Annotated in this window: 14 protein-coding genes; 12 read left to right on the top strand and 2 right to left on the bottom strand. The window is 38.6% G+C overall.

Annotated elements, in window-relative coordinates; all coding sequences use genetic code 11:
* The first annotated feature begins 7 nt into the window (after positions 1-7).
* On the top strand, positions 8-346 hold the full coding sequence (gene glnB / locus HMPREF3129_RS07545; RefSeq protein ID WP_004243865.1) for a nitrogen regulatory protein P-II: 339 nt from the start codon (positions 8-10) through the stop codon (positions 344-346).
* Between the two features lie 383 nt (positions 347-729).
* Positions 730-1371 (top strand): hypothetical protein, encoded by a 642-nt coding sequence (locus tag HMPREF3129_RS07540; RefSeq protein ID WP_004243864.1) that lies wholly within the window; start codon positions 730-732, stop codon positions 1369-1371.
* A 91-nt stretch (positions 1372-1462) separates the two neighbouring features.
* Here HMPREF3129_RS07540 and hmpA read toward each other — a convergent pair whose 3' ends face one another.
* Positions 1463-2653 (bottom strand): NO-inducible flavohemoprotein, encoded by a 1191-nt coding sequence (gene hmpA, locus HMPREF3129_RS07535; RefSeq protein ID WP_036918713.1) that lies wholly within the window; start codon positions 2651-2653, stop codon positions 1463-1465.
* Positions 2654-3018: 365 nt separating this feature from the next.
* Between hmpA and glyA the strand changes: the two genes are divergently transcribed.
* The 4 genes from glyA (at position 3019) to HMPREF3129_RS07515 (ending at position 7663) form a co-directional block, all read left to right on the top strand.
* The gene (gene glyA / locus HMPREF3129_RS07530; protein WP_004243862.1) at positions 3019-4272 is read left to right on the top strand and encodes a serine hydroxymethyltransferase; all 1254 of its coding nucleotides are present in this window, start codon (positions 3019-3021) and stop codon (positions 4270-4272) included.
* Between the two features lie 71 nt (positions 4273-4343).
* Positions 4344-5519 (top strand): 3-phenylpropionate MFS transporter, encoded by a 1176-nt coding sequence (locus HMPREF3129_RS07525; protein ID WP_004243859.1) that lies wholly within the window; start codon positions 4344-4346, stop codon positions 5517-5519.
* 175 nt (positions 5520-5694) lie between these two features.
* Complete coding sequence (locus HMPREF3129_RS07520; RefSeq protein ID WP_004248442.1) at positions 5695-6963, top strand: M24 family metallopeptidase; 1269 nt, start codon at positions 5695-5697, stop codon at positions 6961-6963.
* 25 nt (positions 6964-6988) lie between these two features.
* Positions 6989-7663 (top strand): CerR family C-terminal domain-containing protein, encoded by a 675-nt coding sequence (locus HMPREF3129_RS07515; RefSeq protein ID WP_004248440.1) that lies wholly within the window; start codon positions 6989-6991, stop codon positions 7661-7663.
* A gap of 92 nt (positions 7664-7755) precedes the next feature.
* Here HMPREF3129_RS07515 and suhB read toward each other — a convergent pair whose 3' ends face one another.
* Entirely contained in the window at positions 7756-8559 is an 804-nt protein-coding gene (suhB, locus tag HMPREF3129_RS07510) for an inositol-1-monophosphatase (RefSeq protein ID WP_036918711.1), read from the bottom strand.
* A 124-nt stretch (positions 8560-8683) separates the two neighbouring features.
* On the opposite strand from suhB, the gene trmJ reads away from it, so the two are divergent.
* The 6 genes from trmJ to hscB all read left to right on the top strand — a co-directional run bounded on the left by trmJ (position 8684) and on the right by hscB (position 12713).
* Complete coding sequence (trmJ, locus tag HMPREF3129_RS07505; protein ID WP_004243854.1) at positions 8684-9412, top strand: tRNA (cytosine(32)/uridine(32)-2'-O)-methyltransferase TrmJ; 729 nt, start codon at positions 8684-8686, stop codon at positions 9410-9412.
* Between the two features lie 129 nt (positions 9413-9541).
* Positions 9542-10036, top strand: a complete 495-nt coding sequence (gene iscR, locus HMPREF3129_RS07500) for a Fe-S cluster assembly transcriptional regulator IscR (RefSeq protein WP_004248437.1) — start codon at positions 9542-9544, stop codon at positions 10034-10036.
* Positions 10037-10103: 67 nt separating this feature from the next.
* Positions 10104-11318 carry an IscS subfamily cysteine desulfurase gene (locus HMPREF3129_RS07495; RefSeq protein WP_004243849.1) on the top strand — a complete coding sequence of 405 codons (1215 nt, stop codon included), beginning with the start codon at positions 10104-10106 and terminating at the stop codon, positions 11316-11318.
* Positions 11319-11342: 24 nt separating this feature from the next.
* The gene (gene iscU / locus HMPREF3129_RS07490; RefSeq protein WP_004243847.1) at positions 11343-11729 is read left to right on the top strand and encodes a Fe-S cluster assembly scaffold IscU; all 387 of its coding nucleotides are present in this window, start codon (positions 11343-11345) and stop codon (positions 11727-11729) included.
* A 90-nt stretch (positions 11730-11819) separates the two neighbouring features.
* On the top strand, positions 11820-12143 hold the full coding sequence (gene iscA / locus HMPREF3129_RS07485) for an iron-sulfur cluster assembly protein IscA (protein WP_004243846.1): 324 nt from the start codon (positions 11820-11822) through the stop codon (positions 12141-12143).
* A 48-nt stretch (positions 12144-12191) separates the two neighbouring features.
* Positions 12192-12713, top strand: coding sequence for a co-chaperone HscB (gene hscB, locus HMPREF3129_RS07480; RefSeq protein WP_004243844.1), 522 nt, complete (start codon positions 12192-12194; stop codon positions 12711-12713).
* Positions 12714-12716: the final 3 nt, after the last annotated feature.

Here is a 12716-nt window from a genome sequence, read left to right as displayed (position 1 = left end):
TAATCCGATGAAAAAAATTGAAGCGATAATTAAGCCGTTTAAATTAGATGATGTAAGAGAAGCACTAGCCGAAGTTGGTATCACGGGTATGACGGTAACAGAGGTAAAAGGCTTTGGTCGTCAGAAAGGGCATACCGAACTTTATCGCGGTGCAGAGTATATGGTCGATTTTTTACCTAAAGTAAAAATTGAGATCGTTGTTGCTGATGAAATAGCTGAAACTTGTGTCGATACTATAATGACTACCGCTCAAACGGGGAAGATTGGCGACGGTAAAATTTTTGTTTTTGATGTGAATCGAGTTATCCGTATTCGTACTGGAGAGCAAGACGAAGAAGCTATTTAAAAAATAAATAAGCGTTGTTTATGGAACCTGATGATTATTAGTTTAATTATCAGGTTTTTTTATCTTTATTAATTAATTCTTTTTTATATTATCTCAATAAGTTTATTTATTTACTGATTATCTTTTATAAATTTATAAGTAATAATAAATGATTTGTATTGCTGATAATTATACTCATTAAATAAGTAATATTAATAATTACCTTTCTTTGTTCATAAAATGTTTTTTTATGTTTCACCTATTGTGCTATTTATATCTTATACAAGTCTATTGATGATAATAAACAATTTATTTTACTAAAATTCTCACCTTTTAAGGCACAAAATGTTATTCAATAACTTTTGTAGACAGTTATTATCATCAACTTAAATATTTATTATTCTATGGGTAATATCGTGCTTAGCTATTTATTAAAGCGTTTTGCTTTATTTTTGTTTTCCGCCATGATTGTGGCAATAACAACAGGGTTTATTTTCCTCGATATTTTGGTGCTGAATAATGGTATTTCTGAAACCTCAGCAACCGAACTGGGGCAAGAACTTATTGTGGCTATAATATGTCTTCTTTTCTTTATACCTGCTTATAAACAGCCAGAAATGAGAGGGGGATACACACTGATTATGGGCTTTTTCTTGTGTATCTTAATTCGTGAGTTAGATGGTGTTTTTGACCAATTAGCACATGGTTCATGGGTTTGGTTTGCATTAACGGTAACATTTGTCTGTATAGCGATCGCTATCAGAGAAGGGAAAAAAACATTATATGGCTTAACCCATTTTATAACGCATTCTAGTCAAGGAATGCTTATGGCGGGTTTGCTCAGTGTTTTACTATTCTCTCGCTTATTTGGTATGGGGATTTTGTGGGAGAAATTGTTAGGTGAAGACTATAACCGCACAGTAAAAAATATGGTGGAAGAAGGTAGCGAGTTGTTCGGCTATACACTCTGTTTAATTAGTGTTATTTGGTATCGCTATTCGTCTAAATATCATGTTATACCGACATCAATAAAAGTTACTTATTAAATAGTTAGTTGTTTCCAATATAAAAAGCGCTGAATAGTAAAATAATCAGCGCTTTTTCCTTATTAATTTATTTTCTTACCTATTCTGGCTGTTATTGGCTAATAACAGCATGAGGGCCAAAGCACTCATAATGAAGTTTATCGCTTTCAATACCGAGAGCAATAAGTTGTTTAGCGACAGATTGCATAAAAGGTAATGGTCCACAGAAATAGAACTGCATATTAGGTATTGATAGCCATTCATGTATCTTGGTTAAATCCATCAATCCTTCAAATTGATAGTCTTTATTGATAATGTCTTCAGTACGAGGGAGACGATACCATACTGCTTGTTGATATTGTTTAATTTGCTTTCCTGCTTGTGCGATTTCTTCCCTAAAAGCATGCACGCCACCATGCTCTGCTGCATGTAACCAATTGACTTGTGCTTGGTGAGAAGAGAGAGTGTGCAACATCGCTAACATAGGAGTTAAGCCTACACCTGCTGAAATTAATGTGACAGGCGTTGTTGATGAGATATCTAAATAAAAATCGCCCCCTGGTGCGGCAACTTGTAAGATGTCTCCTTCTTGGATATGGTCATGAAGAAAATTAGATAAAATTCCCTTGTCTTCACGTTTCACCGCAATACGATAGGTTTTATTGTTTGCCGATTGCGTTAAGGAATATTGACGAATTTCTTGATTTGCAAGTTTCTCATCACGAATATAAATACTTAAATATTGGCCTGCACGGTAAGGTGTAACCGCTTGTCCATCTTCAGGCTCTAATTCAAAGCTGGTAATAACCTCACTTTGTTTTACTTTATGCTTAACTTTAAAGTGACGTAATCCTCGCCAGCTTCCAGATGCTTGTTCTTTTTGTTGATAAATTTGCTCTTCCCGATTAATAAAAACATCAGCCAAAACTTGGTAAGCGGCTCCCCAAGCATCAAGCACTTCTTTGCCTGGGTTAAACATTTCATCAATGGTGGCTAATAAGTTTTCTCCAACAATAGGATAATGTTCAGGAAGAATATTCAAACTGGCATGTTTTTGTGCAATTTTTTCTACCGCCGGCAAAATAGCAGGTAAATCCTCAAGGTGCGTTGCATAAGCACATATCGCATTAAATAACGCTTCACGTTGTGCGCCACTGCTTTGGTGGCTCATGGTAAAAATATCTTTTAACTCAGGATGGCGAGAGAACATTCTGTCGTAAAAATGCGCCGTTAACGCGGGGCCTGTTTTAGCAATAAGAGGAATAGTGGATTTAATTGTCGCGATAGTTTGTGCATCTAACATAATTGCTCCTGAAAAATATTCAGTTTAATATGATTTTTATAACATATATTTTTAATACAACTTATATCTTTTTGCTTTATTTGTAAATCTGAGTTTTTATTTTTTTTAGGAAAATGGGGAAATCTTAGAGAATGATGTTGAGGGTTTACATAAATTAGCGAGATGTGCCTCAAAAAGAACAAAAACAGCAGATAAAATGAGGTTATCAAAAAGTAATAGAACTGTGTTATAGTGGCTTAGCAAACGATTGCGTATTTTTTCTTTTGGGACTATCTCAATGAGGAAAAAGAGTTTACACTGTATGTCATTCTTACTCCCGTAAGGGAGTTCGCCTTTAGTGAAGTTAGCTGAGTCAGGAGATGTGAATGTTAAAACGTGAAATGAATATTGCTGATTACGATCCGGAATTATGGAATGCAATGGAAGGTGAAGTGACTCGTCAAGAAGAGCACATCGAATTAATTGCTTCTGAAAACTATACTAGTCCTCGTGTTATGCAGGCGCAGGGATCTCAGCTGACCAACAAATATGCAGAAGGTTATCCAGGTAAACGCTACTACGGCGGTTGTGAATACGTTGATGTTGTTGAACAATTAGCCATTGATCGTGCCAAAGCACTATTTGGTGCTGATTATGCAAACGTACAACCTCACTCTGGTTCACAAGCGAATGCGGCTGTGTATATGGCATTACTTAAACCGGGCGATACAGTATTAGGGATGAATTTGGCCCAAGGTGGTCACTTAACTCACGGCTCTCCGGTTAACTTCTCTGGTAAACTCTACAATATCGTTCCTTATGGTATTGATGAAGCCGGTAAAATTGATTACCAAGATATCGCTGAGCAAGCTAAAAAGCATAAACCAAAAATGATCATTGGTGGTTTTTCAGCTTATTCAGGTTTGGTTGATTGGGCTAAAATGCGTGAAATCGCAGATAGCGTAGGGGCTTACTTATTTGTCGATATGGCTCACGTTGCAGGTATGATTGCAGCGGGTGTCTATCCAAACCCAGTACCACATGCTCACGTTGTGACTACAACAACACACAAAACATTAGCGGGTCCTCGTGGTGGTCTTATCCTTGCTAAGGGTGGCGATGAAGAGTTTTATAAGAAATTAAACTCTGCCGTATTCCCTGGCTCTCAAGGTGGTCCTTTAATGCATGTGATCGCGGGTAAAGCCGTTGCATTAAAAGAAGCAATGGAACCTGAGTTTAAAGTTTACCAGCAACAAGTTGCAAAAAATGCGAAAGCAATGGTAGACGTTTTCTTAGCGCGCGGTTATAAAGTAGTATCTGGTGGCACAGAGAACCACCTGTTTTTATTAGATTTAGTTGATAAAGATATTACAGGTAAAGATGCTGATGCTGCACTGGGCCGTGCTAATATCACTGTGAACAAAAATAGTGTGCCAAATGATCCTCGCAGTCCATTTGTTACATCTGGTATTCGTATTGGTTCTCCAGCGATTACACGTCGTGGTTTTAAAGAAGCGGAAGCAAAAGATTTAGCCGGTTGGATGTGTGATGTCCTTGATAATATCAATGATGAAGCGAACATTGAAAAAGTGAAACAAAAAGTCTTGGATATCTGCGCTAAATTTCCAGTTTACGCATAAGTTTGTAACGATATAATAAAACCCGTTATACAAGCCCGCTTCGAGAACATGTTCTTGGCGGGTTTTTTTGCATGTTAAAAATGGGGGGTTGGATGGTTATTCCATCAACACTGTGGCTTGCCTTAGATTATTTTACGTATTTTTTCTCATATGGTATTTTCTTGCCTTTTTGGTCTATCTGGTTAAAGGGCGAGGGGGTTGATCCTGCGATGATAGGCTTACTACTTGGGGTGGGCTTAACCGCTCGTTTTGTAGGAAGCTTGATTTTAACGCCGGCTGTAAAAGATCCATCAAAGCTCATTACTGCACTGCGACTTTTTGCTTTTTTATCTCTCCTATTTACCGTTGCATTTATGTTGGGCACTCATTGGGCTTGGCTCTTTTTGGTAATGACCGGATTTAACGTTTTTTTTGCACCCATGGTGCCTTTGGGAGATTCACTTGCGGGAACATGGCAAAAACAATTTCCTTTAGATTATGGCAAAATTCGGGTTTGGGGATCTATTGCATTTATTATTAGTTCCTCATTATTGGGGATATTGATTGATGCTTTTGGACACCCGATTATTCTTTATGGATTGATTGCCAGCACTCTTGCATTATTCCTTACCTCAATGTTACGTCCGAAAATCATGCCCCAAGGTAAGGTCAAAAAAACGGAACACCATCATGTTTCATTTATGAAACTGATTTCAGATGGCCCAGTCTGGCGTTTTCTATTATGTGTTTCTTTACTACAAGGTGCTCATGCTGCTTATTACGGTTTTAGCGCACTTTATTGGGAAAAAGCAGGCTATGATACAGCAACGATTGGTTATCTTTGGTCCTTAGGCGTAGTTGCTGAAGTGGTTGTCTTTATGTTTAGCCGTCGTTTATTCCGCCGTTGGAGTGCTCGAAACTTATTATTACTTTCAGCATTTGCAGGGCTATTGCGCTGGGGGATGATGGGCAGTTTTACAGCATTACCGGCGCTTATTATTGTACAAATTTTGCATAGTGGCACATTTACCGTATGCCATTTAGCGGCAATGCGTTTTATTACTGCACGTCAAGAGCATGAAATTATTCGTTTACAAGCGGTTTATTCTGCTCTAGCAATGGGGGGAAGTATCGCTATTATGACGATTGTATCGGGATGGTTATATGAAAAACTTCCTAACCAAGAATACCTTATTTTCTGGTTGATGGCGGCATTAACTATTCCTGCAATGTTTATTAGACCGAAAGTACAACCGCAAAATACTTAATCCTTTTATTTCCTATTTTTCATAAACGTCTAAGCCTGTAATACCGTTTGATATTACAGGTTTTTTTCTTTTTATTTTTTAAAGCGCATTTTTTGATCAACCAAACGATTGATCATTTTAAATATTAAAGCTAAATTTAATTCATTCAAATGAATGAATAGAAGAAGGTATTACTATGAAAAGTAAATCAGTGATCCCAGCTAGTTTTTCTTTACAAGAAAGAGACCGACGCTGGCAGTTAGCTAGAGACATTATGAGAGATAACCAATTAGATACATTGATTATTTATGGTGATAGAGAATCGGCAGCACCTGCACCGTTTTGTATTGACCACTATTTTACAAATGACAGATTAGGATCGGTTGTTATTTTTCATGAAGATAAGAAACCATTGATAGTTACTTTTGCACCAATGATGATAGCTGATCATATGCAGGCAAAACTACGTGGTGATTTGCAGTGGATTGATGAAGATAATCTTGTTGTAGGAAAAACAGGGCGTAGTATTGCTCATTTTCTAAAAGAGATGGGAGTACAACAAAATGCACATATTGGTATTATTGGCTTAGAACCTTATCCCCCATTTTATTTTGATGGTGCAATGCCATTTAATACTCTAAATGGTATTAAGGAAGCATTTCCTTATGCAAAATTTAGCAGTGTGTATCGTGATTTCTTTAGACGGGCATCAGTTAAAAGTGAAGAAGAGCTCGCTCATGTAAGATATGCTGCCGCCATTGGTGAAGCAATGAGCGAGGCAATGCGAGTGACTGCAAGGCCTGGTGCAACAGAGGCGGAGCTTGCGGCCGCAATTACTGCCACTTGTTTATCAAGGGGGGGATTTACCGCTGAAATTTTAATGGGATCAGGATCTGAGTATATCGGTTGGGGACCTCCTGCTTGGCAATATCGCTCACAAGCACCTCGTGAAATTCAAATGGGTGATATTATATTATCAGAGATTTTTGCTTTATATGGAATGTATGAAACGCAACATCAAGCGGCGGTTGCTGTAGGTAAAATTCACGAAAACTTAGAAAAAGCAGCATTAGTTGCACGTGAATGCTATGAAATTGGTGTTGAACATTTAAAAGCAGGGATAACCTTTGGTGAAGTCGTTGATTTAATGGAAAAACCACTATTAGAATCAGGGGGATGGCATGTTCATCCACTTATTCACAGTATTAATCCTTATGGCCCAATCGGCTTTGGCACAGCGCCAGGTATTGAATCATTACCTCTTGCTCATCGTTATAAACAAATTGAGCGATTACCTAATCCAGGGAGAGAATTAGTATTACAAGAAGGTATGACATTTGCTTTTGAACCTAATTGTGGCTTCGGCCACCACTTATGTAATTTAGGTGGCACTGTTGTGGTTGGCAAAAGCAAAGGGATTGAGTTAAATTCTAACTCAACACAATTAATGCGGGCAGATATATAGTCCTAATAGTAACCAGTTGATTATAATGAAAAACACCAGTAAAACTGCAGTAAGTACAGAACAAACTCAAGAGAAATTAGTGCAAGAAGGTATTAGGCTTTTTGCACTATATGGGATCAGTGGATTGAGAACGCGACAACTTGCGCAAGATGCTGGTGTTAATCAATCAGCAATACCTTACCACTTTGGCGGAAAATTAGGGGTTTATACAGCAGTGATCCGATATATTGCTACAGAATTAGCCTCTGAAATTCAGTTTGACCAATTTGATAATAAGCTTCAGTTTTTATTGAAAGAAAACCGACCTTATAAAAATGAAAAAGTGGCTGAATTAGTTCTATTACTAGTCACAGGTTTAACTCGTGCATTATTATCACCAAAACGCCATTATTACAGTCAGTTGATCCTACGTGAACAGTTAGAACCGACGGAAAATTACGATCTTATTTATAGTAATCTGATAGAGCCTTTTCATCTTCGCCTTTCTCGCTTAGTTGGATTAATGGATACAAAGAGTGATGAAGTAACAATCACTATTCGTGCTCATGCTCTTATTGGTCAGATATTAGGGTTTGTCATTGCAAGAAAAGCTTTTCTATTACGTGTTAATAAGCAAGAGATAACATCACAACTATTAGATAAGATTGCACAAGAAATTAGCCAACTTTCAGTAAATGCCCTTTTAATTGAAAACGCATAGGCAATAAAAAAGACCCCCAGTAATTGGCTGTCCAACTACTGGGGATCATTTTATAAGATAGTTTTTTTATATTTTATTGTTATTCGTATCAATTAACGTTTTAAAGCATCAGTTAATTCGCTACGAATTTCTGCCAATAATGCTCGGACAACTCGAGGATTACCCGCAACAATATTACCAGTTTGTAGATAGCCGTGATTACCAGTAAAGTCAGATACAATTGCACCCGCTTCACGAGCAATAAGTTCACCTGCTAAGAAATCCCAAGGTTTTAAACCAATTTCAAAGAAGCCATCCACACGACCCGCGGCAACATAAGCTAAATCTAATGCTGCTGAACCTGTGCGACGAAAATCAGCGCATGGTACAAACAGTTTAGTCAGCATATTCATATAAGCTGCTGAATGTTGTTTTGCTTTGAATGGGAAACCAGTTGCTAAAATAGCACCATCTAAATCACGTGCATTAGAGCCACGGAGGCGGTAACCATTTAATTGTGCACCTTGACCACGAACAGCTGAGAAAAGTTCGTTACGCATAGGATCGTAAACCACAGCAACTTCTGTGCGACCTTTGATACGTACAGCGATAGAAACAGAAAAATGTGGTAGGCGTTTAATAAAGTTAGTGGTGCCATCAAGTGGATCTATAACCCATTGGATATCGTGATCTTCACCGAGTAACTCGCCACTTTCTTCCGTAATAATGGTGTGTTTTGGATAAGATTTACGAATGATTTCAATGATTGCCTGTTCCGCTTCGCGATCAACATTAGTGACAAAATCATTGCTACCTTTCTGGCTCGTTTCTACAGATTCAGGATTTTCGTAATTTTTGGCGATTAAATTACCAGCCTTACGTGCAGCACGTATGGCAATATTCAGCATCGGATGCATGGTTATCTTCCACAAGATGTTAAAGAACGGGGATAAAAAACGAGGCGAAGTATAACAGGCGTTCGCGTTTTTGGCTACATTTGTGATAAAATAGATGGATCATAAAACAATTAGTTAGAAATCAATGTTAGAAAATATTCGCATTATCCTTGTCGAAACTTCACATACAGGCAATATGGGCTCGACAGCTCGTGCTATGAAAACCATGGGATTAACGAATCTTTATTTTGTTAATCCTAAAGAAAAACCCGACTCTCACTCTATAGCCTTATCAGCAGGGGCAAGCGATGTTATTGGCAATGCTCATATTGTTGATACTATTGATGATGCCATTGAAGGCTGTGGGTTAGTGATTGGAACAAGTGCGCGTAATCGTACGCTCTCTTGGCCAATGCTAGCACCTCGTGAATGTGGTGAACGTTGCGTAAAAGAGGCAGCAAATAAGCCCGTTGCGGTGATCTTTGGCCGTGAACGCACAGGCTTAACTAATGAAGAATTACAAAAATGTGATTACCACCTCTATATTCCTACCAACCCTGAATATGGCTCTTTAAACTTAGCGATGGCGGTGCAACTTGTTTGTTATGAAATTCGCATGGCTGCACTTGCTCAACAGGAAAAACAAGAGGAAAATGCTTCATCAGAGATTGATTATCCACCCGCTGAAGATATTGAACGCTTTTATGTTCACTTAGAGCAGGTACTTAATGAGTCTGGTTTTATTCGTCCTAAACATCCAGGACAAGTGATGAGTCGTTTACGCCGCTTGTTTACGCGCGCACGTCCAGAAACACAAGAGCTTCATATCTTACGTGGTATTTTAACATCCGTTGAAAAATGGGCTAAGAAATAAAGGATTAAGTTGATTAACATGCGTCATTGTTGCTGAGCTTAATACCTGACTAAAACACTCAGATAAATAGTTGACTAAATTACTCAGGAATGACACAATTTGACTATTGTTCACCACGGAGTATTTGTTATGAGACTGACATCAAAAGGGCGTTATGCAGTTACTGCTATGCTTGATGTTGCATTGCATTCGCAGCAAGGCCCTGTCCCCCTCGCTGATATTTCTGAGCGTCAAGGGATTTCCCTTTCTTACCTTGAGCAGCTTTTTTCACGTTTACGTAAAAATGAATTAGTCGCAAGTGTGCGTGGCCCGGGTGGTGGTTATTTACTCGGTCGTGAAGCGGGGCAAATTTTTGTTGCTCAAGTCATTTCAGCAGTTGATGAATCTGTTGATGCTACCCGTTGTCAGGGTAATAAAGAAGGATGTCAAGGTGGCGATCGTTGCCTGACTCATACTTTGTGGCGTGATTTAAGTGATCGTATTACCAGTTTCCTTAGCAGCATTAGCCTTGAAGAGTTAGTTAATAACGAAGAGGTTATGGATGTCGCTGATCGTCAAGACAATGAAAAACGTCATGCTATCAATGGTCGTTTACAAGAAACCATTGTTAATATGCGAGTTTAACGGCGATCTCTAGGCAAACAAAACAAAATTATTAAAGAAGATCTGTCGTCTTTGGAGTTAGTGAGCAATGAAATTACCCATTTATCTAGATTATTCAGCAACCACACCCGTTGATCCTCGAGTTGCTGAAAAAATGATGCAATGCCTGACTATTGACGGCATTTTTGGTAACCCAGCCTCTCGTTCGCACCGTTTTGGATGGCAAGCTGAAGAAGCGATCGATATCGCTCGTAATCAGATTGCTGATCTTATTGGTGCTGATCCTCGTGAAATTGTTTTCACCTCAGGGGCAACTGAAGCAGATAACTTGGCACTAAAAGGTGTTGCAAACTTTTATCAGAAAAAAGGTAAGCACATCATCACATCAAAAACTGAGCATAAAGCGATTTTAGATACTTGTCGTCAGCTTGAGCGTGAAGGTTTTGAAGTGACCTACTTAGCACCAAAAAGCGATGGCTTAATTGATTTGAAAGAACTCGAAGCCGCTATGCGTGATGACACTATTTTAGTTTCTATCATGCACGTGAATAATGAAATTGGTGTGGTGCAAGATATTGCTGCTATTGGTGAATTATGCCGTAGCAAAGGCATTATTTACCACGTTGACGCAACGCAAAGCGTCGGTAAATTACCAATCGATCTCTCCAAATTAAAAGTCGATTTACTTTCTCTTTCTGCACATAAAGTTTACGGACCTATGGGTATTGGTGCGCTTTATGTTCGCCGTAAACCACGCATTCGCTTAGAGGCACAAATGCATGGTGGTGGGCATGAGCGTGGTATGCGTTCAGGTACATTAGCCGTTCACCAAATTGTGGGTATGGGTGAAGCTTATCGTATATTGAAAGAAGAAATGGCTGATGAAACTAAACGTTTAAATGAATTACGTTTACGTTTATGGAATGGCATCAAAGATATTGAAGAAGTGTATATCAATGGTTCTTTAGAACATACAGCGCCAAATATTCTTAATGTCAGCTTCAACTATGTTGAAGGTGAATCATTAATGATGGCACTGAAAGATCTTGCTGTATCTTCAGGTTCAGCCTGTACATCAGCAAGTTTAGAGCCTTCTTATGTACTACGTGCTTTAGGATTAACTGATGAATTAGCACATAGTTCTATTCGTTTCTCTTTAGGTCGTTTCACCACTGAAGAAGAAATCGATTATGCAATTGAACAAATTCACAGTGCAATTGGTCGCTTACGTGATCTTTCTCCACTTTGGGAAATGCATAAACAAGGCGTTGATATCAACAGTATCGAATGGTCTCACCATTAATCAGACGTTTTCAGGAGTTAAATCATGGCTTATAGCGATAAAGTAATTGATCATTATGAAAATCCTCGTAATGTGGGTTCATTTGATAACAACGACCCTACAGTGGGGAGCGGTATGGTAGGCGCACCAGCTTGTGGTGACGTCATGAAGCTACAAATCAAAGTTGATGATAACGGTGTAATTGAAGATGCACGTTTTAAAACTTATGGTTGTGGCTCAGCGATTGCATCAAGCTCTTTGGTTACCGAATGGATGAAAGGTAAAACCTTAGATGAAGCAGAAGCGATTAAAAATACCGCAATTGCTGAAGAGTTAGAATTACCACCAGTGAAAATTCACTGTTCAATTCTGGCTGAAGATGCAATAAAAGCCGCGATTGCAGACTATAAAAGCAAACGCCAAGGCAAATAATTGCCTGTTATAATAAAAAAATAAAATATTGGCGGATGCTGAAGGTTATGTTTCAGTGTCCGCTTTCGTTCTTTATGAGTGAGGTGTGCCATGTCAATTTCCCTTACAGAAGCCGCTGCTAACCGTGTTCGCTCTTTTCTTGCTAATCGTGGCAAAGGCGAAGGTTTGCGTTTAGGCGTAAGAACATCAGGCTGTTCTGGGATGGCTTATGTTCTTGAGTTTGCTGATGTCATCAATGACGAAGATACCGTTTTTGAAGATAAAGGTGTGAAAGTTATTATTGACGGTAAAAGCATGGTCTATTTAGATGGAACAGAGCTTGATTTCGTTAAAGAAGGATTAAACGAGGGCTTTAAGTTTAACAACCCAAACGTGGCTAACGAATGTGGTTGTGGAGAAAGCTTTACCGTGTAATCAATATTTATACACGGTATTAATATCAATTAATCCAAGAGCAGAAGTATGGACTATTTCACCCTATTAGGCATGCCTAATCGTTTTGATATTGATAAACAACAGCTTGCTTCTCGTTATCAAGAGATGCAACGTCAATATCACCCCGATCGTTTTGCGGGTAAATCTGACAAAGAGCAAGTACAAGCAATTTCGTTTGCTTCGACTATCAATCAGGCTTATCAAACCTTAAAAAATCCACTTTCAAGAGCTGAATATATGCTCTCTTTACAGGGCATCGATATTGCTAATGAGCAACAAACGATGCACGATACGGCTTTTCTTATGGAGCAGCTTACGCTTCGTGAAGAGCTGGATGATATAGAGCATAGTACTGATGCTGAAAATTTACTGGCTGATTTTTCTGCGCGCTTAGAGAAAATGTACACTGTACGCTATGATGAAATGGTGAAAACACTGGACAGTCAGACTTGGGACATTGCCGCAGACAATGTGAGAAAATTACGTTTTCTCGCGAAATTAAAAGAGCAAGTCGAGCATCTTGAAGAACGCTTGTTTGATGGTTTTTAAGGA

Source organism: Proteus sp. HMSC14B05 (assembly GCF_001808035.1).
GTDB classification, from domain to species: domain Bacteria; phylum Pseudomonadota; class Gammaproteobacteria; order Enterobacterales; family Enterobacteriaceae; genus Proteus; species Proteus mirabilis.
The sequence above is the reverse complement of the archived record's forward strand: the minus strand, read 5'-3'. Positions and strand labels throughout refer to the sequence as shown.

Coding starts and splice junctions, on each gene's coding strand:
- glnB (WP_004243865.1), top strand. CDS start 8: ATGAAAAAAATTGAAGCGATAATTAAGCCGTTTAAATTAGATGATGTA.
- HMPREF3129_RS07540 (WP_004243864.1), top strand. CDS start 730: ATGGGTAATATCGTGCTTAGCTATTTATTAAAGCGTTTTGCTTTATTT.
- hmpA (WP_036918713.1), bottom strand. CDS start 2,653: ATGTTAGATGCACAAACTATCGCGACAATTAAATCCACTATTCCTCTT.
- glyA (WP_004243862.1), top strand. CDS start 3,019: ATGTTAAAACGTGAAATGAATATTGCTGATTACGATCCGGAATTATGG.
- HMPREF3129_RS07525 (WP_004243859.1), top strand. CDS start 4,344: ATGTTAAAAATGGGGGGTTGGATGGTTATTCCATCAACACTGTGGCTT.
- HMPREF3129_RS07520 (WP_004248442.1), top strand. CDS start 5,695: ATGAAAAGTAAATCAGTGATCCCAGCTAGTTTTTCTTTACAAGAAAGA.
- HMPREF3129_RS07515 (WP_004248440.1), top strand. CDS start 6,989: ATGAAAAACACCAGTAAAACTGCAGTAAGTACAGAACAAACTCAAGAG.
- suhB (WP_036918711.1), bottom strand. CDS start 8,559: ATGCATCCGATGCTGAATATTGCCATACGTGCTGCACGTAAGGCTGGT.
- trmJ (WP_004243854.1), top strand. CDS start 8,684: ATGTTAGAAAATATTCGCATTATCCTTGTCGAAACTTCACATACAGGC.
- iscR (WP_004248437.1), top strand. CDS start 9,542: ATGAGACTGACATCAAAAGGGCGTTATGCAGTTACTGCTATGCTTGAT.
- HMPREF3129_RS07495 (WP_004243849.1), top strand. CDS start 10,104: ATGAAATTACCCATTTATCTAGATTATTCAGCAACCACACCCGTTGAT.
- iscU (WP_004243847.1), top strand. CDS start 11,343: ATGGCTTATAGCGATAAAGTAATTGATCATTATGAAAATCCTCGTAAT.
- iscA (WP_004243846.1), top strand. CDS start 11,820: ATGTCAATTTCCCTTACAGAAGCCGCTGCTAACCGTGTTCGCTCTTTT.
- hscB (WP_004243844.1), top strand. CDS start 12,192: ATGGACTATTTCACCCTATTAGGCATGCCTAATCGTTTTGATATTGAT.